We start from the raw sequence: 25,407 nt of genomic DNA on the forward strand, positions 1-25,407 counted from the left end.
CCGCGGTGCTCTCGCCGAACTTCTTGACGACGTTTTCGATGCGGACGAACGCGTCGTTGGTGGTGGCCTTGGTGCCCGATGCACCCGCGGCCGGATTGGCGTTGACTTGTGGCGTCGATTTCATGATGTAACCTTGGTTCCTGTCTGATCGCAGGCGCGAACGGTCCCGCACGGGGCGCATGACGCGACTCGCGAAATAAGTACTGCGAACGGAGCTCGTTGGGGGTTGCGCGCGTCGTCAGGGGAAAAGGGCGCGGCGCGCGCAACCGGACTTCGGACTACGACTGATGGCGCGGAGAGGTCGAGCGATCCCTCCGGCGCACTGTCTCCTTCACTCTCCTTCAGGGGTTTTGCGCAATCAGTGACCCGTCTTGAGCTGCGCCCACAGACGGTTTTCCAGACGCAGGATGTCGGCCGGCATCGGCTTCATCAGCGTCATCTTCTTCAGAACGTCTTCCGGCGGGTACACGGTCGGATCCTGAACCACGGCCGGCGTCACGAACTGGTGAGCAGCCTTGTTGGCGGTCGGGTAGAACACTTCGTTCGTGATCTGTGCGTTGACCTTCGGATCTTCGATGTAGTTGATCCACTTCATCGCGGCTTCGGGGTGCGGAGCATCCTTCGGGACGACCATCACGTCGAACCACAGCAGACCGCCTTCCTTCGGGTTGGTGAACTTGAGGGTGTACGCGCGATGAGCTTCTTCGGCGCGGCGGTGTGCGATGCCGACGTCGCCCGACCAGGCCACAGCAACGCAGATGTCGTTGTTCACGAGGTCGTTGATGTAGCCCGACGAATTGAACTGGGTGATGTACGGGCGAACTTTCTTCAGGACTTCGAAGGCAGCCTGGTAGTCGGCCGGGTTCGTGCTGTTCGGGTCCTTGTGCATGTACTGCAGCACGGCGGCGAATACGTCCACGGCCTGGTCGAGGAACGACACGCCGCAGCCCTTCAGCTTCGAGAGATATTGCGGATCGAACACGAGCGCCCAGCTATCCACCGGCGCGTTGTCGCCCAGCGCCTTCTTGATCGCTTCCTCGTTGTAGCCGATGCCGTCGGTACCGAATGCCCAGGGCACGCCGTACTGGTTGCCCGGGTCGGCGTCCGCGATCATGTGCATGAGGACGGGATCGAGGTTCGAGAGATTCGGCAGCTTCGACTTGTCGAGCTTCTGGTACACGCCGGCCTGGATCTGCTTGGCCATGTAGTTCGACGTCGGCACGACGATGTCGTAGCCCGAGCTGCCTGCGAGCAGCTTGGCCTGCAGCGTGTCGTCGCTGTCGTAGTTGTCGTACTTGACCTTGATACCCGTTTGCTTTTCGAAGTCGGGGATCGTGTCCTTCGCAATGTAGTCGGACCAGTTATAGACGTTCAGAACGTCGTCCGCCGCCTGGGCCTGCTGGCTCGAAGTGGCAGTAAGACCTGCGCACAGGGCCAGGGCAGCTGCCGCGACCGCATGACGAAGATGACAAACACTCATGTTGTTTTCCCCTGAAGGTGAAGGTGGACCGGCGGCGTCTTTACCCCGTAACGCGCCGCCGGTCCGGACAAGTGGTGTTACAAGAAACCCAGTTGTTGCGCGGTTGCGTCGATGGCCTTCTTCGCCTTCGACACGATTTCGTCAATCTCGGCACGCGTGATCACGAGCGGCGGCGAAAGCAGCATCCGGTCACCCGTCGCACGCATGATGAGATTGCCGTTGAAGCAGAAGTCGCGGCAGATCGTGCCCACGTCGCCGCCGTTCGCGAAACGCTTGCGCGCCTTCGGATCTTCGGCGAGCTGGAGGCCGGCCACGAGGCCGACGCCCGAAATGTCGCCGACGATCGGATGGTTGCCGAAGGTTTCGCGCAGGCGCTGCTGGAAGTACGGGCCGGTGTCCGTCTTCACGCGCTCGATGATCTGTTCGTCGCGCAGGATCTTGAGGTTCGCGACGGCGACGGCAGCCGCCACCGGATGGCCCGAGTACGTGAGACCGTGGTTGAAGTCGCCGTTCTCGATGATCACCTGCGCCACGCGGTCGTGCAGACCCACCGCGCCCATCGGCACGTAGCCGCTCGTGAGGCCCTTGGCCAGCGTGATGAGATCGGGCTCGAAGCCGAAGTGCTGATGCGCAAACCATTCGCCCGTGCGCCCGAAGCCGCCGATCACTTCGTCGGCGCACAGCAGGATGTCGTACTTGCGGCAGATGCGCTGGATTTCCGGCCAGTAGGTCGAGGGCGGGAAGATCACGCCGCCCGCGCCCTGGAACGGCTCGCCAATGAAGGCCGCCACGTTTTCCGCGCCCACTTCGAGAATCTTCGCTTCGAGCTGCTGCGCACGCGCGAGGCCGAACTCCTCGGGCGTCATGTTGCTTTCGGCTTCGCCGAAGAAATACGGCTGGTCGATGTGGACGATATTCTCCACCTTCGAGGGCATCTGCTCGTGCATGTAGCCCATGCCGCCCAGCGTGCCGCCCGCGATGGTCGAACCGTGATAGCCGTTCTTGCGCGAGATGACGACCTTCTTCGAAGCTTTGCCCTGCGCGAGCCAGTACTGGTGCACGATGCGCAGCACCGTGTCGTTGCCCTCGGAGCCGCTGTTGCAGTAGAAGAAGTGGTTGAACGGGCCCGGCGCGACTTCGGCGAGCATCGCCGAAAGTTCGATGACGGGCGGATGCGTGGTCTTGAAGAACGTGTTGTAGTACGGCAGCTCCTGCAGTTGCTTGTAGGCCGCATCCGCGAGTTCCTTGCGGGCATAGCCCACGTTTACGCACCAGAGGCCAGCCATGCCGTCGATGATCTGGTTACCTTCGGAGTCCCACAGATACACGCCCTTGGCCTTCACGATCACGCGGCTGCCCGCCTGGTTGAGCGAGCCCATGTCCGAGAACGGATGGATGTGGTGCGCCGCGTCCAGCGCACGATATTCGGCCGTCGAGCGTTGGGCCTGAGCGCGCAGCGTCGTCGGCGCGGGTTGCACCAGGCCGGCGGGGGCGTCGATTCGGTAGCTCATTGCTTGTCTCCTTGCTTCGTTACACGTGCAGCAGCAGATGCTTGCGTTCCCACGAGCTGATCACGCGGAAATACGCTTCGTATTCGGTTTCCTTCAGCGCCAGATACGCGCGCACGAACTTCTCGCCGAGGATGTCCTTCAGCGGCTCGCACGCGCCCATCAGCGAGAGGCCTTCTTCGAGGTTGCGCGGCAACTGGTACGGTAGTTCGTAACCGTCGCTGAGCAGCGGCTCGGTGGGCTTGAGGTGCTGCGTCATACCGAGGTAGCCCGCGGCGAGCGTTGCGGCGATCGCGAGGTACGGATTCGTGTCCACGCCCGGAATGCGGTTTTCGACGCGGCGCGCGGCCGGCGACGAGTACGGCACGCGGAAGCCCACGGTACGGTTGTCATAGCCCCATGCAACGTTGATCGGCGCAGCCATGAAGCGCGACAGGCGGCGGTACGAATTGATGTACGGCGCGAAGATCGGCATCAGCGCCGGCGTGTACTTCTGCAGGCCGGCGATGTACGCGTAGAACATGTCGGTGGCCTTGCCGTCCGCGCCCGTGAAGAGATTCTGGCCGCTTTCGGCGGAGACGAGGCTCTGATGTATGTGCATGGCCGAGCCGGGTTCATTCTCCATCGGCTTCGACATGAACGTGGCGTACATGTGGTGGCGCAGCGCGGCTTCGCGCACCGTGCGCTTGAACAGGAACACGCGGTCGGCGAGGCCCAGCGGTTCGCCGTGCATGAAGTTGATTTCCATCTGCGCGGCACCAACCTCGTGAATCAGCGTATCGACTTCGAGGTCCTGAATATCGCAGTACTCGTAGATGTCTTCGAAGAGCGGGTCGAATTCGTTGACGGCTTCGATCGAGTACGCCTGGCGGCCCGTTTCCGGACGACCCGTGCGGCCGATGGGCGGCGCGAGGGGAATGTCCGGATCCTTGTTCATGTCGACGAGGTAGAACTCCAGTTCCGGCGCGATGATGGGCTTCCAGCCCTTCGCTTCGTAGAGTTCCAGCACGCGGCGCAGCACGCGGCGCGGCGAGATTTCGACAGGCGTGCCGTCGAAGTGCACGCAGTCGTGAATCACCTGGGCCGTGGGATCGACGGCCCACGGAATGATGCGGATGGTGGAGGGGTCGGGCACGCAGACCATGTCGGGGTCGGTGACGCCCGTGAGGCTGCCGTCTTCCGGATAGTCGCCGGTCACGGTCTGGATCATCACGGCCTGCGGCAGCCGCATGGATTCGCCCGATTCGAACCGGCTGCGCGGAATGATCTTGCCGCGTGCGATGCCCGCCATGTCGGGGATGATCGCTTCGATTTCGGTGATGTGGTGCTTCTTCAGGAATTCTTCGATTTCATGCATGTTGGTTCTCTCTGTCTGGTACGGGTCGGCTCAGGCGTGGGCGGCGCGAGGCGCCGCGGCGTTCTGCCGGTCGGCCCCGCCCGGTATTCGGGCCAGCATGCGTGCGCGGCAGGCTGCGCCGAAGGCACGGAAAATAGCGGTGGAAAGGGCGTCTTCAGCGTGCTTCCACTCGGGATGCCACTGCACGCCCAATGCGAAGGCGGGGGCGTTCGCCACGCTCACGGCTTCGATCAGGCCATCGGGCGCAACCGCTTCGGCAACGAGTCCCGCGCCGAGCGTATCGATTCCTTGCCCGTGCAACGAGTTGACGCGAGCCTCGCGGGCGCCCTGCAGGAAGCGCTGCAGCATGCCGCCGGCAGCGAGCGTGACCGCATGTGCCGGACCATATTGCTGGTCGAGCGGATCGGCCTTGTTCTCGCGGTGATCGTTGAGCCCTTCCACGTTATGCACCTGCTGGTGCAGCGTGCCGCCGTACACCACATTCATTTCCTGGAAGCCGCGGCAGATCGCGAGCACGGGCACGCCCGCCTCGATTGCGGCGCGCATGAGCGGCAGCGTGGTTGCGTCGCGGTGCGGATCGTGCAGCGTGCCCGGCTCGCTCGCCACGCCGCCGTAGCGATACGGCTCGACGTTCGAGTAGCTGCCCGTGAAGAGCAGCCCGTCGACGGCGTCGAGCACGTCGGCCGTGGCCTGGCGCTCGCCGAGCGCGGGCAGCACCAGCGCGAGTGCGCCGGCGCCGTCCACGGCTGCGGCGATGTACTTCTCGCCCGTCGTGTGCGACGCGTGGGATCCCACCATGGTTCGGTCGGCGGTAACGCCGATCAGGGGTTTCATTCGCATGGCTAAAGTTCGACTTCCTTGACCCGGGCAATGCTCTATTCACGGATATAACGTGTATTGCAGGGATGCCGCGGGCGTGACATGACCTTGCAACCCTGCACGAGGCAAGGCCGCAACCTGGTTTGCAGCGAGAGCGTAGCTAACGCATCGCGCTGCGCGTGGAGATCATGTAGGCGGTTCGTTTCGTACTGCGATGTGGCCAGACCGGAGACGCAGCCCTGTTCGGGCGCGCACGGCCACCTCGCTCGCGAGCGGCGGCACGCGGCCACGCAGGCGATCGACGATAACGAACGGCGCAGGAAGGAGAGGCGCTAGGGCAGCAGCGACGCGACTTCGTCCGTGTGGACGGCGATGAAGGCGCGTGCGGAGACGGCGTTATGACGCCGAACCGACCGGCGGGACAGTATCGTGAAGATGGACAGAAGCAGGCGAGAAGCAAGCCTGCCGCTACTGCCATCGGCGATGGCGGCCGAGTCACTGCGAAGACACCTCGCATGACTTCGATCCCATCTGACCAGAGGGCCACGGACTCTCACAATTGCACTCGACTGGGTGACGTTGAACAGGGGCATTCCGGTCAAAAAAGCGTAAACGGTAAATCCTGATTCGACCGGAACGCGGCTGGTGCCAGATGCCCTTTGCATCGCTAAACGTCTTGCTGCACCGGGTGCTGCAAGATGTGCCGCTACAAGAACTTCATGACTTCCAACCTGTGGTCCAGCATATACGAGCCAAAATGGGCGTCAATTATTTTTTACGCTTTTTATGTCAGCACTTTCCCGAGTTCCCCTGCAAATACGCTGATGCACGGAACCTGTGCGCACCATTCTGAATATTTCGAATGCCTTACAGGGGTTTGTACCGACAGAAAAAAAAGCCAAGTGATTAGAATATTCAACACGTCCGCGCCGGGTCTGCGTGCGCGCTCTTTCGTCTACGGTTCCTGAAAACGTGTCCGAGTCTGCCTCGATGTCCACCGAAGTCGCTACGCGGCTACGCTACGTCCGCAAGCGGTATGGTCTGTCCCAGCGCGAGCTTGCCAAGCGCGCGGGCGTCACCAACGGCGCGATCTCGCTGATCGAGCAAAGTCGGGTCAGCCCCTCGGTGGGGTCGCTGAAGAAGCTGCTCGAATGCATACCGATGAGTCTTGCGGAGTTCTTCACGTTCGACCTGAGCGAAGGCGGCAGCGTGGTGTCGCGGCGCGGCGAGATGCCGAATCTCGGCAACGCGTCCATCGAGTTCTATCTCGTGGGCGCGAACGTGAAAGACCGCAACATGGGTATCTTGCGCGAGGTGTACCAGCCGCTCGCCGATACGGGCCCCGAAATGCTCACGCATGCGGGTCACGAAGGCGGCATCGTGGTGTCCGGACAGATCGAGCTGACCGTGGACGGCACGACGTGGCTGCTCGACCCCGGCGACAGCTATTACTTCGAAAGCCGTCTTCCGCACCGTTTCCGCAATCCGAGCGCGGATCAGGTTTGCGAAGTGGTGTCGGCGAATTCGCCGCCCACTTTTTGATCGCGCCCACCCCGGCCGCGAGCCGCCGCGCAAGCGTGGCGTGCCCGGCCCGTCGTACCCAACCGCACAACACTGCGCACAAACAACACTGAGGCATCCTGATGGAAAAGAAAACTCTCGCTTACTGGCAGGACAAGGCTGCGACGCTCTCGATCGAAGGCCGCGCATTCATCGACGGCGCGTATCGCGATGCCTACTCGGGACGCACGTTCGACTGCGTGAGCCCGATTGACGGCCGCGTGCTTGCGAGCGTCGCCGACTGCGGCGCCGCCGATGTGGACGCGGCCGTGGCCGCCGCGCGCCGCGCGTTCGACGCGCAGGTGTGGGCGGGCCTGAATCCGCGCGCGCGCAAGGCGATCCTGCTGCGCTGGGCCGCGCTGATGCGCGAGCACCTGGACGAACTCTCGCTGCTGGAGACGCTCGACGCGGGCAAGCCCATCGGCGACACGACCACGGTGGACGTGCCGGGCGCGGCGTACTGCGTCGAATGGTTTGCCGAAGCGATCGACAAGGTGGGTGGCGAAGTGGTGCCGGCCGATCATCATCTCGTGGGCCTCGTCACGCGCGAGCCGATCGGCGTGGTAGCGGCTGTGGTGCCCTGGAACTTCCCGATCCTGATGGCTTCGTGGAAATTCGGCCCGGCGCTCGCGGCTGGCAATAGCGTCGTGCTCAAGCCTTCGGAAAAGTCGCCGCTTACGGCCATTCGCGTCGCACAGTTGGCTCACGAAGCGGGCATTCCGGCCGGTGTGTTCAACGTGCTGCCGGGCGGCGGCGAACCCGGCAAGCTGCTCGCGCTGCATCGCGACGTGGACTGCATTGCGTTCACGGGCTCGACGGGCGTCGGCAAGCAGATCATGCAGTACGCGGGCCAGTCGAACCTTAAGCGCACGTGGCTCGAACTGGGCGGCAAGTCGCCGAACATCGTGCTGGCGGACTGCCCGGACCTCGACCGCGCCGCCAACGCGGCGGCCGGCGCGATCTTCTACAACATGGGCGAGATGTGCACGGCCGGTTCGCGCCTGCTCGTGCATCGCGACATCAAGGACGCGTTCCTCGCGAAGCTCGTGGAGGCCGCGCGCAACTATGTGCCGGGCAATCCGCTCGACCCGAAGGTTTCGATGGGCGCGATCGTCGACAAGATCCAGCTCGAGCGCGTGCTCTCCTATATCGAGGCGGGCCGCAAGGAGGCAAAGCTGCTGCTGGGCGGCGAGCGCGTGAACGAGGCGAGCGGCGGCTACTATATCGAGCCGACCGTGTTCGACACCCATCACGATGCGAAGATCGCGCGCGAAGAGATCTTCGGGCCGGTGCTCTCGGTCATCACGTTCAGCACCATCGACGAAGCGGTTCGCATTGCCAACGATAGCGACTACGGCCTCGCGGCCGCCGTCTGGACGGCAAACCTCACGAACGCGCATGAAATCTCGCGCCGCCTGCGCGCGGGCACCGTGTGGGTCAACTGCTACGACGAAGGGGGCGACATGAACTTCCCGTTCGGCGGCTTCAAGGAGTCGGGCAACGGCCGCGACAAGTCGCTGCACGCCCTCGAGAAGTACACCGAACTGAAATCCACGCTCGTGCGGCTGCGCTAACCATGACCGACATTATCCATGGCGACGGCGCGATCCGTCGCCGGTCGCTTTACGGCTCCTCGGTCGAAAATACCTACGGCGGCGTGCTGTCGTTCATGCGGCGCAACTACACGCGCGAACTCGACGGCGTCGATGTCGTCGTTTCGGGCGTGCCGCTCGATCTCGCCACCACGTTCCGCTCCGGCGCGCGCCTTGGGCCCGGCGCCGTGCGCGCGGCCAGCGTGCAGCTCGCCGAGCTGTATCCGTATCCGTGGGGCTTCAATCCGTTCGACACGCTTGCCGTGACCGACTACGGCGACTGCTGGTTCGACGCGCACAATCCGCTCTCGATCAAGCCCGCCATCATCGAGCACGCGCGCACGATCCTGCGTTCGAACGCGAAGATGCTCACGTTCGGCGGCGATCACTTCATCACGTATCCGCTGCTGGTCGCGCACGCGGAGAAATACGGCAAGCCGCTTTCGCTGATCCATTTCGATGCGCACTGCGATACCTGGGCCGACGACTCGCCCGACAGTCTCAACCACGGCACGATGTTCTACAAGGCCGTGAAGGAAGGCCTGATCGATCCGAAGACCTCGGTGCAGGTGGGCATCCGCACCTGGAACGAGGACTTCCTCGGCATCAACATCCTCGACGCGGCGTGGGTGCACGAGCACGGCCCGGCGGCCGCGCGCCGGCGCATTCTCGACATCGTGGGCGACCGCCCGACCTATCTGACCTTCGATATCGACTGCCTCGATCCGGCCTTCGCGCCGGGAACCGGCACGCCGGTGCCGGGTGGGCTTTCGTCGGCGCAGGCGCTCGCGATCGTGCGCGGGCTCGAAGCCGTGAACCTGATCGGCGCGGACGTGGTGGAAGTGGCGCCGGCCTACGACCAGAGCGAGATCACCGCCATTGCGGCGGCGCACGTTGCGTGCGATCTGCTATGCCTGTGGCGCCAGCGCAAGGTGGCGGGCAAATAACGCGGCGCGTTAGCGCTCCACGAGCGGTCCCAGATTGGCGCGCACGCGTTGCAGCATCTGGCTGAACTGCCCGGCTTCTTCAGGCGTGAAGCCCGCAAGGGCTTCCGCCTGCACCTCGTCACCCACGCGGCGCGCGGCCGCGAGCACGCTTTCGGCCTTCGGCGTGAGGCTCACCTGTAGTTCGCGACGGTCGTTCGGATTCGCCGCGCGCACCACCCAGCCGTTTTCCTCCAGTCTTTCCAGCATCCGCCCCGCCGAGATCGGCGCCACCTCCAGGCGCTGGGCGAGACTCACCTGGTTCATGTCCCCGTAATGCGCGAGGTACGCGATGATCCGGCACTGCGCGCGCGTGAGGTCGAGCGACGACTTCGCAAGGTCGTCGTAGCGTTTGCCGTAGAGCCGGCCCACTTCGGCGATCAAGAAGCCGAAGCGTTGTTCGAGGTCGGTAGCCATGGCGGGATTATACGGAGGCGCGGCGCGGACAGGTCGCGCTGGAGCAGGTCGGGGGGGCGGTGGGGCCATTCCCCGATTGCGTCAGGGGGCTCGATCCGTATAATAAGCATGCTTATTATCTCCCTCACGCTCCGCTCTTCACACGATGACCGCAGTCGCGCCGGGCGGCCAGGCCGCGCCGCTCAACCGGGGCATGATCACGCTCTCGATCATGCTCGCCACGCTGATGCAGACGCTCGACAGCACGATCGCCAACGTCGCGCTGCCGCACATGCAGGGCTCGATGGCCGCTTCGCAGGACGAGATCACGTGGGTGCTCACTTCGTATATCGTCGCCGCGGCCATCGCCACGCCGCTCACAGGCTGGCTGGCCGACCGGATGGGCGTGAAAAAACTGCTGGGCGTGGCGATCGCCGGCTTCACTCTGGCGTCCGCGCTCTGCGGGCTTTCGGAGACGCTCAGCGAGATCGTTGCCTCGCGGCTCCTGCAGGGCGTGTTCGGCGCTTCGCTCGTGCCGCTCTCGCAGTCGATTCTTCTCGACATCAACCCGCGCGACCGCCAGGGCCAGGCCATGGCCGTGTGGGGCATGGGCGTGATGGTGGGCCCGGTGCTGGGTCCCACGCTCGGCGGCTGGCTTACGGATAGCTACAACTGGCGCTGGGTGTTCTTCATCAACGTGCCGATTGGCGCGTTCGCGTTCTTCGGCGTTTCGACCTTCATGCCCACGCGCGAGCCGGCGCGCGAGGCGCGCTTCGATATGTTCGGCTTCGCCACCCTCGCGCTGGCGATCGGCGCGTTGCAGGCGCTGCTCGACCGCGGCGAGCAGCTCGACTGGTTCGGCTCGATGGAGATCCGCATCGAGACGCTCGTCTCGGTGCTCAGCTTCGCATTCTTCGTCGTGCACACGGCCAGTTCCGGGCCGGGCACGTTCTTTCGCTACCAGTTGCTCAAGGACCGCAACTTCGCAACGGGCACGTTCTTCATCTTCGTGATCGGCGCGGTGCTGTATGCCACGCGTGCGCTGCTGCCGCCCATGCTGCAGGGCTTGATGGGTTATCCGGTAGCCACCACGGGCCTCGTTACCGCGCCCAGCGGTGCGGGTACCATGGTCGCCATGCTGATCGCCGGGCGCATGCTGAAACACGTGGATGCGCGCGCGCTGCTGCTGTTCGGCTTCGTGGTGTCGGCGTACGCGCTCTGGCAGATGATGCAGTACACGATCGTGCTCTCGGCCTCGGACATCGTGTGGCCGGGCGTGGTTCAGGGCTTCGGACTCGGCTTCGTGTTCGTGCCGCTTTCGGCGCTCACGTTCTCCACGCTCACGCCGCAACTGCGCGCGGACGGCACGGCCACCTACAGCCTGATGCGCAACATCGGCAGCAGTATCGGCATTTCGATCGTACAAACCTTCGTCACGCGCGGCACCCAGGTCGCGCACTCGGATCTCGCCGCGAACGTCACGCCGTTCAATCCTGCCTTCCAGACGATGCTTTCGTCCGGTTCGCGTTACGATCTCGCCGTGCTCAACCAGTCGATCACGCAGCAGGCGCAGATGATCGCCTATCTGAACGACTTCAAGATGATGTTCGTCGCGACGCTGCTGGTGATTCCGCTGCTCGTGCTGATCCGGCCTTCGGGCGGCAGCGCGGGTGCCGACGCGGGCCATGCCGCGATGGATTAGCTGTCCGCCGCCACGTATCCATCTTCGTCTCTCAACGCGCGCCGCTCATGCGCGCCTGCCACACCGGATCTCATGCTTTCCGCCGTATCCATTCTGTTGCCCGTATTCGGGCTGATCTTCGCAGGCTTCGCGTGCCGCCGCTTCGGCGTGCTCGGGCCTGCTGCCGCGTCCGAACTGAACCGCTTCGTCGTGTGGCTCGCGCTGCCGGCGCTGCTCTTTCATATCCTCGCGCACGCAAGCTGGCGCGAACTCTTCCAGCCGGCCTTCGTTGCCGCGTTCGGCGGCGCGGCGCTCATCGTATTCGCGGCCGTGGTGGGCGTGCGGCTCTTCCTGCGCCGCCCGCTTGCCGATGCGAGCATCGACGGCCTTGCCGCCGCCTATCCGAACACGGGCTACGTGGGTTTTCCGCTGTGCATGATCGCGTTCGGCCCGTCGAGTCTCACGCCTACCACCATCGCGACGATCCTCGTCGTCTGCGTGCTGTTTGCGATTGCGATCGTGCTGATCGAAACGGGCCTGCAAAGCGAGCGGCGTCCGCATCACCTCGCGATCAAGGTCGTGCGCTCGCTGCTGCGCAATCCGCTGCTGGTGGCGCCCGCGCTGGGCGCGATCGTTGCGGGCACACACGTCACGCTGCCCGAGAGCGCGGAGACGTTTCTCAAGCTGCTGGGCGGCGCGGCGAGCCCGTGCGCGCTGGTGAGCCTGGGGCTCTTCCTGGCGGAGCGGGGTAATGAGGCAGCCGCAAAAGCAACCGCGGATAAAACGACGGAGAAACGCGAATCCTCATGGTGGCTCACGCTTTCGAAACTCGTGGCTCAGCCGGCGCTGACCTGGTGGCTTGCCGAGCGCGTGTTCGCGCTGCCGGCGCCGCTCGTCCAGATGGCCGTGCTGCTCGCGGCGCTGCCAACGGGCACAGGCCCCTTCATGCTGGCCGAGTATTATCGCCGCGAGGCGCATGTCACGTCGCGCACCATTCTGCATTCCACGGTGGGCTCGCTCGTGACGCTCACGCTGCTGTTGCTGCATCTGCGGCACGGAGGCTGAGGGCGTAATCCGCCTTACTTGACGGCACCCAGCGCGAGCCCCTTCACCATATACCGCTGCAGCCACGCGAACACCACCGAAACTGGTAGCGTGGCGGCAAGCGTGGCGGCCATCACGAGCTCCCATTCGACGGTGTACTTGCCGGCCACCATGTCGGTGACCTGCACCGTGAGCGTCTTGTTCTCGGGCGAGCGGATCAGCGTATAGACCACTGCGAACTCGTTCCACGCGCTGATGAACGTGAAGATTGCCGTCACCACCACGGCGGGCACCGCGAGCGGCAGGAACACGCGGAACACGGCGCCCGTGCGGCTGCAGCCTTCGAGCCATGCCGACTCTTCGAGATCGCGCGGCACCGTCTGGAAGTACGACGAGAGCATCCACACCGCAAAGGCGATATTGAACGCCGCATACGAGACGATCACGCCGATCTTCGAGTCGACGAGATTGCCGTCGCCCCAGGGAATCATCGCGGCGAGCCGGAACAGACCGACGACGAGCAGAATGGGCGAGAGCATCTGCGTGACGAGCAGGAACTGGCGATAGAGGCCGCGGCCGCGAAACGGAAAGCGCGCGAGCGCGTAGGCGGCCGGCAGGCTCACGGCGAGCGCGAGCGCGGTCGAGCACACGCTCACCTCGATGCTGTTGCGCAGCGCGACCCCGAAGTTGGCGGCCTCCCACATGTCGACGTAGTTCTGCCAGCGCCAGTGCATGGGCAGCCAGCGCGCCGGATAGACGAACACCTCGGAGGCGGGCTTGACCGACGTGAAGAACATCACGGCGAACGGAAACAGCACGACGATCACGAGCGGCGAGAGCGCGAGCCAGCAGAGGAGCGAGCGTTTGAGTTTGCTGTTCATGCGAGGTCTCCTTCCGCGCTGCCTCCACGCTTTGCCTGCAGCCGCAGATAGGCCACGGAGAACGCGAACAGGATCACGAGCATGACGAGCGAAACCGCCGCCGCTTCGCCGGGGCGTCCCAGCCTGAAGCCCAGTTCGTAGAGGTAGGTAACGAGAATGTGGGTGCTGTCGTCGGGGCCGCCTTGCGTCATGACCCAGATGATCGGAAACGAGTTGAACACGTAGATCACGTTCAGCAGGATCGTCATGTTGATGAACGGCTTGAGGAGCGGCAGCGTGAGCTGGCGGAACTGCTGCCAGGCACTGGCGCCGTCGATGCGCGCCGCCTCGTAGATGTCGCCCGGCACCGAAGAGAGCCCGCCCAGCAGGATCGTGGTGGTGAACGGAATCGACACGAGGATGCCCACCGCGATTTCCACGGGGAAGGCATATTCGGGCGTCGCCAGCCAGTGGATCGGCCCCGAGGTGAGGCCGAGGCGTTGCAGCGTCACGTTGACCATGCCGTAGTCGTCGTTGAATGCCCAGCGCCATACCACGGCCGTCATCGTGAGCGAGACGGACCACGGCAGCATGATGATCGTGCGCGCGACGCCGCGCCCGTAGAAGTCCTGATTGAGCACGAGCGCAACCGGCACCGAGATCAGCACCGTGCCGGCCACCACGAAGAAGGTCCAGACGATGGTGTTCTTCAGCGCGGAGAGAAACACCGGGTCGCTCAGGACGTTATAGAAGTTCTGCAGGCCGCTGAAGTCGCGGATCTGCCCGAAGCGCGAAACATCGTGCAGCGAGTAGAACACGATGTTGAAGATCGGATAGCTGATGATGAAGAGCGCGAGCACCAGACTCGGCACGATCAGAAGCCAGGGCGCGCGGGGCGCGACGACGGCACGGTTGGAGCGGCTCATGCGGTTGGGTTCGCGGGTTCGGCCGGGAGCGCCGCCGGCCGCCTGACTGGCGGGCTGCGCTTGGCCCGGGTGTTTCTGGGGACCGGAAGTCATATCGTCAAAGCGTCGTTGCCCCGTCATTACGGCGAGGCTCCGGCGGCTCGGGGCATGTCGTGCGACACGCCCCGGGCCGCTTTCAGGCACGGCTTACTTGCCGAGCGACTTGTTCGCTTCGTCGGCAGCCTGGTTCAGCGCGTCGGCGGGCTTGGCCTTGCCGAGGTAGATCGACTGCATCCCGTTCGTCACGGCCTTCGCGGTGTCTTCCCAGCCCGTCACGGTCGGCGCGAACTTCGCGTGCGGCAGCAGCGCGACGAAAGCCTTCGTGTCCGGATCCTGGAACGCCGGGTCGGTCGCTTCAGCCTTCGTGGTCGGCAGGAAGCCTTCCGTGCTCGTGAACTCCACGCGCGGCTCTTTCGTGAACAGGAAGTCGAGGAACTTCCAGGCTTCCTTCTTCACCTTCGAGTTCTTGAACATCATGATCGAGTCGGTCACCGCGTAGGTGGCCGGCGTCGTGCCCACCGGGATCGGGTCGATGCCGTACTTGATGTTCGGGGCTTCCTTCTTCAACTGCTTCGCGAGGAACGGCGCCGAGATCATCATCGCCACGCGGCCCTGCTTGAAGAGGTTCTGCACGTCTTCGCGGCTGTAGCCCGTCACGCCCGGCTCCGTGAGGCCCTCGTCGATCATCGTCTTGTAGAGCGTCGCGGCCTTGATGCCGGCCGGCGAGTTGAACGCCGCCTTGCCGTCTTTGCCCACCACTTCGCCGCCGTTGGTCCACAGCGCGTAGTAGAAGTACACGTCGGTTTCGATTTCCTTGCCCTGCAGGCCGAAGCCGGCAATGCCCTTGGCCTTCAGCTTCTTCGAGGCGTCGATCACGTCAGCCCAGGTCTTCGGACCGTTCGGATAACCGACCGATGCGAGCATGTCCTTGTTGTAGTACAGCGCGCGCGCCGAGGCAGCGATCGGCAGGCCGTAGATCTTGCCGTTGATTTCGCCTGGAGCGAGGAACGGGCCGATGAAGCGCGCCTTGAAGCTCGGGTCCATGTAGCCGTCGAGCGGTTCGGCAATGTCGTCCTTCACGAAGTCGAGCAGCCAGCGCGTGCCGATGATCGCGAGGTCGGCGTTGGCGCCGCCGGAGATGTCCGTTTGCAGCTTCTGTTGCAGCGAGTCCCAGTTCACGTCTTCGATCTTGATCGTGGTGCCGGGGTTGGCGGCCTCGAACTCCTTGGCCATTTTCTCGAAGTACGGAGCGGTGGAGTCGCTGTAGTGCGCGACGGTCACGCGGACCGTATCGGCGTGCGCCGCGACCGCGAGGCCCGCGAATGCGAGCGCGGCGGCGAGCTTGCCGAGCGTGGTGGTTGCACGTTGCTGAAACGACATGCTGTCTCTCCTTGTGGTTGTTCCTGGCTGGTTCAGGTTCTTGCCGCCGCCGTCGCCGCGGTTGTCACGGTTCTCGCTGCCCGGCTGCCGGGTTGCGTTGTTTGAAAAAATCCTACAGGATGAAAAAAACATTGTCACCTGGGAAACGCGATATTGTTTTTTCCTTCGTAGCTTGCCTAACATGCTGTAAAACTGGGGAAATTCCTGCGTTGCAGCAGATTGGGCAGTGCGCGTTAACCCGAATGTCGCTGCGTTTCACGTAGCGAGTCTGTTGGAAATTTACAGGCCCGGCGGCACGGCTGGCGGACCTGGTGGGTGAATTCTTTCGGAGAGCCGACGATGAGCCGGGTGGTGCTGGTGACGGGCGCGAGCGGCGGCATAGGCCGCGCGCTGTGCAAACGCTTTCTCGACGCGGGCGATACGGTGCTCGCGCTCGACCGCAACGAGGCGGGCGTCGCGGCGCTCGCCGCCGAATTCGGCACGAGCCGGCTGGAGCCGCTCGTCGCCGACGTGAGCGATGACGGTTTCGTGACAAGTGCCATTGCGGCGGGCGTGGCCGCGCGCGGTCCCGTGGACGTGGCGGTGGCGAACGCGGGCGGCGCGGCCGGCACGACGCTCGCGCACACCGACGCCGCGAAGTGGCGGCGCGACGTCGACCTGAACCTGAACGGCACGTACTACACGATCGAGGCGGTGCGCCGGTCGATGATCGAGCGGCGGCGCGGGGCGATCGTGATGATCGGCTCGGTGAACGGGCTCAGCGCGCTCGGGCATCCGGCCTACAGCGCGGCGAAGGCCGGGCTCGTGAGCTACACGAAGGCGCTCGCGATCGAGCTGGGCCAGTACGGGATTCGCGCGAACCTGGTTTGCCCGGGTACGGTGAAGACGCCCGCGTGGCAAAAGCGCGTCGACCAGCATCCGCAGATCTTCGAAGAACTGAAGAAATGGTATCCGCTAGGCGACGTGGCCGAGCCGGAGGATATTGCCGATGCCGTGCAGTTTCTCGCTTCGCCGCAGGCGCGCGTGATCACGGGTGTCGCGCTGCCCGTGGACGCGGGCCTCATGGCCGGCAACCGGATGATGGCCAACGAGCTGACGCTCGATCCGCTCTGAAGCCGGATTCCGAACCGGCACACACGCACGAATAACGCCAATACGCGCACGAGAGCGCAACCAGCGAACGAGGACAGCATGGCAGCGGTACAACTGAACGGCATCTACAAGCGCTACGGCGAGACCCAGGTCGTGCACGGCGTCGACCTCGACATCGAGGACGGCGAATTCGTCGTGCTGGTCGGCCCGTCGGGCTGCGGCAAGACCACGCTCATGCGCATGATCGCCGGGCTCGAAGATATCAGCGGGGGCGAGCTCACCATCGGCGGCGCGCGCGCGAACCATCTGCCGCCGCAGCAACGCAACGTGTCGATGGTGTTCCAGAGCTACGCGCTCTATCCGCATCTTTCGGTGTACGACAATATCGCGTTCGGCCCGCGTATTCGCAAGGAACGCGAGGAGGGCTTCAAGCCGCGCATCGAGGCGGCGGCGAAGATGCTCAATCTCTCGAACTATCTGGAGCGCCTGCCGCGCGCCCTCTCGGGAGGCCAGCGCCAGCGCGTGGCGATGGGACGCGCGGTGGTGCGCGAGCCCTCGCTCTTCCTCTTCGACGAACCGCTTTCGAATCTCGACGCCAAGCTGCGCGTGCAGATGCGCACCGAAATCAAGGCGCTGCACCAGCGGCTGCGCAACACGGTGGTCTACGTGACGCACGACCAGATCGAGGCGATGACGATGGCCGACCGGATCGTCGTGATGAACTCGGGGCGCATCGAGCAGATCGGCCGGCCGCTCGATCTTTACGACAAGCCCGCGAACCTGTTCGTCGCGGGCTTCCTCGGCTCGCCCTCGATGAACTTCGTGGCGGGCAAGGTGATGAGCGACGCGCGCGGCACGGCGCTCGTGCTGGACGACGGCGTGCGCATTGCGATACCCGAAGGCAAGGCGGAAGCGGGCGCGTACGCGACGCTCGGCATCCGCCCCGAGCATATCGAGGCGGGCGGCGACGTGCCGTTCAACGTCGAGGTGATCGAACCGACTGGCGCCGAGACCCATCTGTACGGGAAAATAGGCGGTTCCACCTGGTGCGTCACCACGCGCGCCCGGCCGCAGGTCGGGCCGGGGCAGCGCATGACGCTCGGTCTGCCTCTCGCGCACCTGCATCTGTTCGACACCGAAAGCGGCAAGCGGCTCGATTGAGACTGAACGGAATACGACACTGAGCGTCGGGCGCATCGGTCAATCCATGGGATATTGAGCTTGCCGGTCTCCAACCTGATCCATCACATCCGCAATGTGGCCGAGTCGCTGCGGCCCGCGGAGCGCAAGGTCGCCGAGATGGTGCTCGCCGACATCGACTTCGCCATGCGCGCGAGCATCACCGAACTCGCGCAGCGCGCCGAGGTTTCGGAGCCCTCGGTTACGCGTTTTTGCCGCGCGGTGGGCGCGCACGGCCTGCGCGACTTCAAGATGCGGCTCGCGCAGAGCGCGGCGGGCGGGTTGCCGTATGCGGCGGCGTCGGCCGAGGTGGCTAGCGGCGACGCCGTCGGCACGCTGCTCGACAAGGTGACCGAATCGGTCGTCCAAGGCATGACGCTCGCTCGCGCGTCGCTCGATCCTGCCGTGTTCGAGGCTGCGATGGCCGCGTTGGGCAGCGCGCGGCGCGTCTATTTCTTCGGCGTGGGGGCGGGTTCGGGGCTCGTGGCGCAGGATGCGGCGCTGCGCATGCTGCAGCTCGACGTCGCCGCGAGCGCGTTCACGGACGCGCATTTGCAACGGCTCTACGCGGGCCTGCTCGAACCCGGCGACGTGGCGTTCGCGATCTCGCAGTCGGGCCGCAGCGTGGAGGTGAACGAAAGTATCCAGATCGCGAAGGAGCGCGGCGCGACCACCATCGCGCTGACGAATGCAGGCTCGCGGCTGGCCTGGATCGTGGACATTCCGCTGCTGCTGCGCGTGCCCACGACGACCGAGCCGCAGGCGCCGGGCGTGGCGCGCCTCGCGCATCTGGCGGTGATCGACGCGCTCGCGATAGGCGTGGCGCTCGGACTCAAGCCGAAGACGCTCGAGAAGATGCGCGACGCGCAGGCGCGCAGCGACGGCGAAACGCCCGAAGTGGCCAGCGACGATACCTGAGGCGGTGCTTGAAGCGGCTCAGGCCGCCGGGCGCGGTACGAGTCTCACTGGCATGGTGTCCGGCACCATCGTGAACTGCTGGACCTCGGTGATTTTCCCGGGGTCGATCATCAGTTCTACCTGGAATTCCTTCATCAGCATCGAAAGCGCGAGGCGCATCTCCACGGTCGCGAGATGCCGACCGGGGCATACGCGCGGTCCCGCGCCGAACTGCAGGTAGGCGCGCACGTCGTGCGCGCCGCGCGGCTCGCCTTCTTGCCCCTCTTGCTCCTGACGCTCCTGGCGGCGCAGCCAGCGATAGGGATCGTAGCGCTGCGGGTCGGCGAAATTTTTCTCGTCCAGCATCGCGGGGCGTGAGAGGAAGAACATGCGTGTGCCCTTCGGTAGCGCCACGTCGCCCACCACCACATCCTCCAGCGGCTCGAACGAATGGATCGAGGCCACGGGGCGCAGGCGCGTCGCTTCGATGCAGATGGCCTCGAAGAGGTCGAGGTCTTTCAGCGTCGCGTAATCGGGGCACACGGGGGCGTTGCCCAGCACGCGGCGGGCTTCGTCGCCAAGCGTTGCCTGTAACGCCGGATCGGCGGCGAGATAAGGCACGGTCCATGCGATCGAGTGCGCCGTGGTGTCTTCGCCGGCCAGCAGCAGCGTGATCACGTTTGCGGCGATGTGCGCGTCGGTGATCGTCGAGCCCGGCTCCTGCTGCTGCACGAGCATCGCTTCGAGCAGGTTGCGCGGCGTTTCTGGGGGATCGTCGCGTATGCGTTCGCGCGCGCGTTCCATCGTGGCGCGCACGTAGCGGTGCACCTCGGCCAGCGACGCCTCGAGCTTGCGGTCGCGCGGCAGCTTCACATAGCGCCACCAGGGGAACAGCGCGTTGGTGCGCGACATCACGCCCGGCAGGATTTGCGCCAGATGCTCCTGGATCACGCCCTGGTCGCGTTCGAGCGTGCGCGGGTCGTCGCCAAAGGCGAGCGCGCTCGTGACGTCGACGGTATAGCGCTTCAGGTCCTCCACCATTTCCACGGTCTCGCCGCGTTGCGACGCGCGCAGCCAGCGTGCGCGCAGGCGGGCGGTGATGTCGGCGAGCGTGGGGTAGAAGGCCTTGACGTTCGGGATCGAAAGCGCCTGCATCACGAGGCGCCGCTGCGGTTCCCAGGCGGCGCCTTCGGCGGAGAAGAGGCCGTTGAAGCCCATTTCGCTGAACACGGCTTCGATGGGCTGATAGCGGCGATAGCGGTGCGGCCGCTCGCGCATGATGCCCTGGATCAGTTCGGTATCGGTCCAGATCGTGATGGGCACGCCCGCGACTTCGAAGCGATACGGCGCCCCCAGTTGGGCGGCCCAGTCTTCGAGGATTCGGTGCAGCCGCGGCGGCGCGAGCTGCAGCAGGTTGCCGATGAGCGGCAGGCCGCGCGGACAGGGCAGGTCGGCGATGGTCCGCGGCGTCGTGCGGGGTCCGGCGGATGCCGTGCTCATGGATGGGGTCCTCGGGCCTGGGCCGTGTTTGGTCACGCGAATCGAGGGCGATTATAGCGGCGCGGCCGCTGCGCCCTCCATATACCCGAAGCGCCGCGAGAGCCGTTGCGCGGCGGCCAGCAGCTCCTGCGCGGGCGGGCATTCGCTGGCCGTTTCCATGATGCCCGAGGGGCCCATCAGCGCGAGCACGAGGCACACGTTGCCCGTGTGATCGAAGACCGGTGCGGCCACGGTGCTGATGCCGGGCACGGGCTTGTCGAGCGCCGTGTCGATGCCCGTTGCGCGGATCGCCGCGAGCCGCTCGCGGTACGCGGGTGTTTCGCCCTCGCGCGCGGGCGCGCCGGCAAGCCGCAGCGCGTCCTGCGCGAGCAGTTCGGCGCGCACTTCGTCGTCGAGCCAGGCAGCCAGGACTCGGCCGATCGCCGTGTGCACGATCGACATGACCGTACCGGGCCGCAGGCTCACGTGCAGCGGCCACGCCGATTCTTCGAGCCGCACGACCGTCGGGCCGAGCGGTCCCGGCACGGCCAGCGCGACGCTCATGCCGGTGGCGGCGGCGAGGCCCACGAGCTCGGCGTCGGCCTCGCGCACGGGCGAGAGGCGCGCGAGGCCGATGAGCCCGAGTTCGAGGCCAAGCGGGCCCGCTTCGTAACGGCCCGCCGCGTCGCGCGCGACGAGGCCGATCTTTTGCAGGCTCACGAGATGCGGGAATGCCTTGGCGGGGACCATGCCCGCCAACGCCGCAAGGTCGCGCAGCGCGAGCGGGGTGCCCGCCGCGACGAGCGCCGCGAGCAGCTCGCCCGTCACGTCGAGCGACTGGATGCCGCGTTGCGGCTTGTCCGCGGGCGCTTCCTGCGCGGTTTGCTGGCTTACTCGGGGCATGGTTGTGTCGATGGAAAAGCGGCCGCGCCGATCCTGCCGGCGGCATCGCGCAGCGCGCGTACGACCGCGCCGTTCTCGCGTACGTCGAGCGCGCCGGTGGCGCCGATGGCCGTGAGCGTGAGCGCCAGTTCCCCATTGCGGCCGCGCACGGGCACGCAGACGCTGCTCACACCGGGGCTGGGCGCGTCGACGCCGTAGTCGAAGCCGCGCGCGCGGATGGCCTCGAACGTGGCGGCGAGGGCGGCGTCCGGCGCGTCCGGGTGGGCCGTGGCCGGCACGGCGGCGGCGGCGTTGGCCGTGCCGCGCCATACCGGCTGCGCGCTCTGGCCGGCCCACATCGCGCGCAGCGCATCGGGCGCGAGGAACGCGCAGAACACGCGGCCCGTGGACGTGGCCGGCAACGACATCACGGTGCCCACGTGCAGGTTCACGTGCAGCGGCAGGCTGGCATGCTCGTAGCGCACGATCGTCGGCCCCTGCGGCCCGGCGATGCACAGCGCCACGCTGCAGCCGAGCGTTTGCGCCAGCGCCGAGGCCTGCGGCACCGCCTCGCGCAGCGCGCGCTGCTGACCGAGATGCAGCAGGCCGAGGCGCAGCGCGAGCGGCCCCGGCTCGTAGCGGCCCGAGAGGGAGTCGCGCTTGATGAGCCCAAGGCGCGTAAGGCTCACGAGATACGCGTGCGCCTGGCTCGACGGCAGATCGCCGCTGGCCGCGAGGTCGCCGGGCGCGAGCGGCGCGCGCGCGTCGGCGAGGGCGCGCAGCAGGCGGCCGGCCACCTCCACGCTCTGGATGCCGCGCTGGGTGCGCGCGAGGGCCTCCGTCCCGGTGTCGCCGGGGGGCTCGGTCAGGCTCGCGCGCTCGTTGCGACGTCGGTTCACAGCGATTCTCGGGTTCAAAAAGGGCACATGGTAACTGAACAACCTGCGCGAACGGCCCACTGCGGTGGTCTCGCTGTCTTATTAAACAATAGCGAGTATATTCGCTATTGACAAACAAAAACGGGAGAGCCTAATATGGCCTCACCCCGGCAGAACAGCCGTTCATTCAAAATCCAACACGGGGCGAGACATACACCGGCCGGCGCGCTGCCAGTGGCATTTGTCACTTCCGCGTCCCGGCACGGTCGGCCCTGAGCCCTCGCCCCGCGTCCCTCACGTCCCACGATACGGAGACTCACGATGGCAAAGGCGTTCGCATCCCAGGCCGACCTCGAAGAGAAAAAGGTCACGTTCACGCAGCTTTCCGAAAACGCGTACGCGTACACCACGGAAGGCGATCCGAATTCGGGCGTCATCATCGGTGACGACGGCGTGCTGATCGTCGACACCACCGCGACGCCGGCCATGGCGCAGGATCTCATCGCGAAGATCCGCAGCGTCACGGACAAGCCCATCAAATACGTCGTGCTCTCGCACTACCATGCGGTGCGCGTGCTGGGCGCTTCGGCGTACTTCAAGGAAGGCGCGCAGCAGATCATCGCGAGCCGCGGCACGTACGAGATGATCGTCGAGCGCGGCGAGGCCGACATGAAGTCGGAGATCGAGCGCTTCCCGCGCCTCTTCGCGGGCGTGGAAACCGTGCCGGGCCTCACGTGGCCCACGCTCGTGTTCGAGAAGGAAATCACGCTGTTCCTCGGCAAGCTCGAAGTGAAGATCGCGCATCTGGGCTCGGGCCACACGAAGGGCGATACGGTGGTGTGGCTGCCCTCGCAGAAAGTGCTGTTCTCGGGCGACCTCGTGGAATACGACGCGGCGTGCTATTGCGGCGACGCGCAACTGGCCGACTGGCCCGCCACGCTCGAAGCGCTGCGCGCGCTCAAGCCCGAAAAGCTCGTGCCGGGCCGCGGCCCCGCGCTTCTCACGCCCGCGGAAGTGGACAAGGGCCTCGACTATACGAAGGACTTCGTGACGACGCTGCTCGCCCAGGGCCGCAAGGCCGTGGAGCGCAAGCTCGACCTCAAGCAGTCCATGGCGCTCACGCGCGAAGCGATGGACCCGAAGTTCGGCCAGGTCTTCATCTACGAGCACTGCCTGCCGTTCGACGTTTCGCGCGCCTATGACGAGGCGAGCGGCATCACGCATCCGCGCATCTGGACCGCGCAGCGCGACAAGGAGATGTGGGACGCGCTGCAGGATTGAGGCACGGTGAAATGGCGCTTTGCATGGGACCAGAGTAAGTGCTGAAGCACTAACTCTGGTCGACAGGAGACACAAAGATGATCGATTATCAGGCGCTGACGTTCGAATACGCGCGCTGCCATGAACAGGGTGCGGCCGGGGATACGCGCCTGCACCCGGTAGCGGTGGTGGGCGCCGGGCCCGTGGGGCTCGCGACCGCCATCGACCTCGCGCAACAGGGCGTGTCCGTCGTGCTCGTCGACGACGATTGCACGCTCTCCACCGGCTCGCGCGCCATCTGCTTCTCGAAGCGCTCGCTCGACATCTTCGACCGCCTCGGCTGCGGCGAGCGCATGGTCGAAAAGGGCGTGAGCTGGAATGTGGGCAAGGTGTACCGCAAGGACGAACTGGTCTACACCTTCAACCTGCTGCCCGAGAGCGGGCACCATCGTCCGGCTTTCGTCAATCTTCAGCAGTACTACGTGGAAGGCTTCCTGCTGGAGCGCGCCCGCGAGCTGCCGAACCTCGAAATCCGCTGGAAGAGCAAGGTGACGGGGCTCGCGCAGCGCGGCACGCGGGGCACGGAGGGCGCGCACGTCGCGCTGACCGTCGAGACGCCCGATGGTCCCTATGAATTGCTGGCGCGCTACGTGGTGGCGTCGGACGGCTCGCGCAGTCCGCTGCGCAAGGCGATGGGCCTCGATAGCCACGGCCGCACGTTCAAGGACCGCTTCCTGATCGCCGACGTGAAGATGGAAGCCGACTTCCCGACCGAACGCTGGTTCTGGTTCGATCCGCCGTTCCATCCTAACCAGTCGGTGCTGCTGCATCGCCAGCCCGACAACGTCTGGCGCATCGACTTCCAGCTTGGCTGGGATGCCGATCCCGTGCTGGAGAAAACGCCCGAGCGCGTGATTCCGCGCGTGCGCGCGCTGCTCGGCCCGGACGTGAAGTTCGAGCTGGAGTGGGTCAGCATCTACACGTTCTCGTGTCTGCGCATGGACCGCTTCCGGCACGGCAACGTGCTGTTCGCGGGCGACTCGGCCCACCTCGTGTCGCCGTTCGGCGCGCGTGGCGCGAACAGCGGCTTTCAGGATGCCGAAAATCTGGCATGGAAGCTCGCCGCCGTGCTCGAAGCCCGCGCGCCCGATGCGCTGCTCGACACCTATGCGAGCGAACGCGAGTACGCGGCCGACGAGAACATCCGCAACTCCACGCGCTCGACCGACTTCATCACGCCGAAGAGCGCGGTGAGCCGCGTGTTCCGCGACGCCGTGCTGACGCTCGCGCGCGACCATGCGTTCGCACGCCAGCTCGTGAACAGCGGGCGGCTTTCGGTGCCCGCGGTGCTGAGCGAGTCGTCGCTCAACACGGCCGACGAAGACGCATTCGCCGGACGCATGGTGCCGGGCGCCTCCTGCGCCGATGCGCCGGTGACGGACGCGCAGGGTCGCGAAGCCTGGCTGCTCGCGCAGCTCGGCGACTGCTTCACGGAGCTCGTCTTTTGCGCGGCGGGCGCGGCTCTGGATACGCAAACGATTGCGTCGCTCGATTCGCTCGCGAATGGGCCCGTTCCGGCAAAAATCGTGGCGGTGGTGCAAGGCGAAGGTGCGGTGCCGTCGGGACTGCCAGGTTCTGCGACGATCCTGCGCGACAGCGAGGGGCTCGCGGCGCAGCGTTACGATGCCGAGGCGGGGGCGTTCTATCTGATTCGTCCGGACCAGCACGTCTGCGCGCGCTGGCGGCGTGTCGACACGGATCGCCTTGCGCATGCCCTCAAGCGGGCACTGTGCGTGCAAGGCACGGCATGACGGCTGGCTGCCGCGCGAGCAGCGGCCAGCGCAATGAAAACAGGCAGGAGACAACCATGCTCAACACCCAACCGAACCTCACGCGTCCCGACGACTTCTACGAAGCGCTGATCGACATGCATCGCGATCTGGACGAAGCACAGAGCCAGTCCGCCAACGCCCAACTGATTCTTTTGCTGGCCAACCACGTGGGCGAGCACGAAGCGCTCATGGAGGCGATCCGCTACGCGCGCGGCGGCGTGGTCGCGCCTTCGTCGAACGGCGCGGACGGCAAGCTGGCCGCTTGATTAGCACATGATCCGCA

23 protein-coding genes are annotated in these 25,407 nt (G+C 65.6%); 11 read left to right on the plus strand and 12 right to left on the minus strand.

Annotated features, from left to right (window positions below; all coding sequences use genetic code 11):
- Positions 1-358 precede the first annotated feature (358 nt).
- From V8683_RS21535 to V8683_RS21555, 5 genes are all read right to left on the minus strand, one after another.
- Positions 359-1,480 carry a polyamine ABC transporter substrate-binding protein gene (locus tag V8683_RS21535; protein WP_411192015.1) on the minus strand — a complete coding sequence of 374 codons (1,122 nt, stop codon included), beginning with the start codon at positions 1,478-1,480 and terminating at the stop codon, positions 359-361.
- 77 nt (positions 1,481-1,557) lie between these two features.
- A complete protein-coding gene (locus tag V8683_RS21540) occupies positions 1,558-2,991 on the minus strand; it encodes an aspartate aminotransferase family protein (protein WP_411192016.1) in 1,434 nt (477 codons plus the stop codon).
- A 19-nt stretch (positions 2,992-3,010) separates the two neighbouring features.
- Complete coding sequence (locus tag V8683_RS21545; protein WP_411192017.1) at positions 3,011-4,345, minus strand: glutamine synthetase family protein; 1,335 nt, start codon at positions 4,343-4,345, stop codon at positions 3,011-3,013.
- A gap of 30 nt (positions 4,346-4,375) precedes the next feature.
- A complete protein-coding gene (locus V8683_RS21550) occupies positions 4,376-5,185 on the minus strand; it encodes a gamma-glutamyl-gamma-aminobutyrate hydrolase family protein (protein ID WP_411192018.1) in 810 nt (269 codons plus the stop codon).
- A gap of 311 nt (positions 5,186-5,496) precedes the next feature.
- The gene (locus tag V8683_RS21555; protein ID WP_084168570.1) at positions 5,497-5,721 is read right to left on the minus strand and encodes a hypothetical protein; all 225 of its coding nucleotides are present in this window, start codon (positions 5,719-5,721) and stop codon (positions 5,497-5,499) included.
- Positions 5,722-6,154: 433 nt separating this feature from the next.
- On the opposite strand from V8683_RS21555, the gene V8683_RS21560 reads away from it, so the two are divergent.
- From V8683_RS21560 to speB, 3 genes are all read left to right on the plus strand, one after another.
- Complete coding sequence (locus V8683_RS21560) at positions 6,155-6,706, plus strand: cupin domain-containing protein (protein ID WP_411192019.1); 552 nt, start codon at positions 6,155-6,157, stop codon at positions 6,704-6,706.
- A gap of 101 nt (positions 6,707-6,807) precedes the next feature.
- Positions 6,808-8,298, plus strand: coding sequence for an aldehyde dehydrogenase (locus tag V8683_RS21565; RefSeq protein WP_411192020.1), 1,491 nt, complete (start codon positions 6,808-6,810; stop codon positions 8,296-8,298).
- Between the two features lie 2 nt (positions 8,299-8,300).
- On the plus strand, positions 8,301-9,263 hold the full coding sequence (gene speB, locus V8683_RS21570) for an agmatinase (protein ID WP_411192021.1): 963 nt from the start codon (positions 8,301-8,303) through the stop codon (positions 9,261-9,263).
- A gap of 9 nt (positions 9,264-9,272) precedes the next feature.
- Here the strand turns inward: speB and V8683_RS21575 are convergent, their stop codons facing one another.
- The gene (locus V8683_RS21575; protein ID WP_411192022.1) at positions 9,273-9,716 is read right to left on the minus strand and encodes a MarR family winged helix-turn-helix transcriptional regulator; all 444 of its coding nucleotides are present in this window, start codon (positions 9,714-9,716) and stop codon (positions 9,273-9,275) included.
- Positions 9,717-9,861: 145 nt separating this feature from the next.
- Between V8683_RS21575 and V8683_RS21580 the strand changes: the two genes are divergently transcribed.
- A complete protein-coding gene (locus V8683_RS21580) occupies positions 9,862-11,397 on the plus strand; it encodes a DHA2 family efflux MFS transporter permease subunit (protein WP_411192023.1) in 1,536 nt (511 codons plus the stop codon).
- A gap of 72 nt (positions 11,398-11,469) precedes the next feature.
- On the plus strand, positions 11,470-12,441 hold the full coding sequence (locus V8683_RS21585) for an AEC family transporter (protein ID WP_411192024.1): 972 nt from the start codon (positions 11,470-11,472) through the stop codon (positions 12,439-12,441).
- Between the two features lie 14 nt (positions 12,442-12,455).
- Here the strand turns inward: V8683_RS21585 and V8683_RS21590 are convergent, their stop codons facing one another.
- From V8683_RS21590 to V8683_RS21600, 3 genes are all read right to left on the minus strand, one after another.
- Complete coding sequence (locus tag V8683_RS21590) at positions 12,456-13,301, minus strand: carbohydrate ABC transporter permease (protein WP_411192025.1); 846 nt, start codon at positions 13,299-13,301, stop codon at positions 12,456-12,458.
- Complete coding sequence (locus V8683_RS21595; protein WP_411192026.1) at positions 13,298-14,206, minus strand: carbohydrate ABC transporter permease; 909 nt, start codon at positions 14,204-14,206, stop codon at positions 13,298-13,300. The genes V8683_RS21590 and V8683_RS21595 overlap by 4 nt, the downstream gene beginning before the upstream one ends.
- Positions 14,207-14,392: 186 nt before the next feature.
- The gene (locus V8683_RS21600; RefSeq protein ID WP_411192027.1) at positions 14,393-15,625 is read right to left on the minus strand and encodes an ABC transporter substrate-binding protein; all 1,233 of its coding nucleotides are present in this window, start codon (positions 15,623-15,625) and stop codon (positions 14,393-14,395) included.
- Between the two features lie 339 nt (positions 15,626-15,964).
- Between V8683_RS21600 and V8683_RS21605 the strand changes: the two genes are divergently transcribed.
- The 3 genes from V8683_RS21605 (at position 15,965) to V8683_RS21615 (ending at position 18,814) form a co-directional block, all read left to right on the plus strand.
- The gene (locus V8683_RS21605; RefSeq protein ID WP_411192028.1) at positions 15,965-16,738 is read left to right on the plus strand and encodes an SDR family oxidoreductase; all 774 of its coding nucleotides are present in this window, start codon (positions 15,965-15,967) and stop codon (positions 16,736-16,738) included.
- A 78-nt stretch (positions 16,739-16,816) separates the two neighbouring features.
- Entirely contained in the window at positions 16,817-17,878 is a 1,062-nt protein-coding gene (locus tag V8683_RS21610) for an ABC transporter ATP-binding protein (protein ID WP_411192029.1), read from the plus strand.
- A 60-nt stretch (positions 17,879-17,938) separates the two neighbouring features.
- Positions 17,939-18,814: a MurR/RpiR family transcriptional regulator gene (locus V8683_RS21615; RefSeq protein WP_411192030.1), complete on the plus strand. Its 876-nt coding sequence runs from the start codon at positions 17,939-17,941 to the stop codon at positions 18,812-18,814.
- Positions 18,815-18,832: 18 nt separating this feature from the next.
- Here V8683_RS21615 and V8683_RS21620 read toward each other — a convergent pair whose 3' ends face one another.
- From V8683_RS21620 to V8683_RS21630, 3 genes are read right to left on the minus strand one after another with little or no spacing between them, the layout of a single operon-like run.
- Complete coding sequence (locus V8683_RS21620) at positions 18,833-20,293, minus strand: cytochrome P450 (RefSeq protein ID WP_411192031.1); 1,461 nt, start codon at positions 20,291-20,293, stop codon at positions 18,833-18,835.
- Between the two features lie 51 nt (positions 20,294-20,344).
- The gene (locus V8683_RS21625; protein ID WP_411192032.1) at positions 20,345-21,175 is read right to left on the minus strand and encodes an IclR family transcriptional regulator; all 831 of its coding nucleotides are present in this window, start codon (positions 21,173-21,175) and stop codon (positions 20,345-20,347) included.
- Positions 21,163-22,053, minus strand: coding sequence for an IclR family transcriptional regulator (locus tag V8683_RS21630; RefSeq protein WP_411192033.1), 891 nt, complete (start codon positions 22,051-22,053; stop codon positions 21,163-21,165). Before V8683_RS21630 ends, V8683_RS21625 begins: the two co-directional genes overlap by 13 nt.
- Positions 22,054-22,353: 300 nt before the next feature.
- Here V8683_RS21630 and V8683_RS21635 point away from each other — a divergent pair, with 300 nt between their 5' ends.
- The 3 genes from V8683_RS21635 (at position 22,354) to V8683_RS21645 (ending at position 25,390) form a co-directional block, all read left to right on the plus strand.
- Positions 22,354-23,313: an MBL fold metallo-hydrolase gene (locus V8683_RS21635; RefSeq protein WP_411192034.1), complete on the plus strand. Its 960-nt coding sequence runs from the start codon at positions 22,354-22,356 to the stop codon at positions 23,311-23,313.
- 77 nt (positions 23,314-23,390) lie between these two features.
- The gene (locus V8683_RS21640; protein WP_411192035.1) at positions 23,391-25,103 is read left to right on the plus strand and encodes an FAD-dependent oxidoreductase; all 1,713 of its coding nucleotides are present in this window, start codon (positions 23,391-23,393) and stop codon (positions 25,101-25,103) included.
- Between the two features lie 56 nt (positions 25,104-25,159).
- The gene (locus tag V8683_RS21645; protein WP_411192036.1) at positions 25,160-25,390 is read left to right on the plus strand and encodes a DUF2783 domain-containing protein; all 231 of its coding nucleotides are present in this window, start codon (positions 25,160-25,162) and stop codon (positions 25,388-25,390) included.
- Positions 25,391-25,407: the final 17 nt, after the last annotated feature.

It is taken from the genome of Paraburkholderia sp. AV2, from assembly GCF_054968425.1.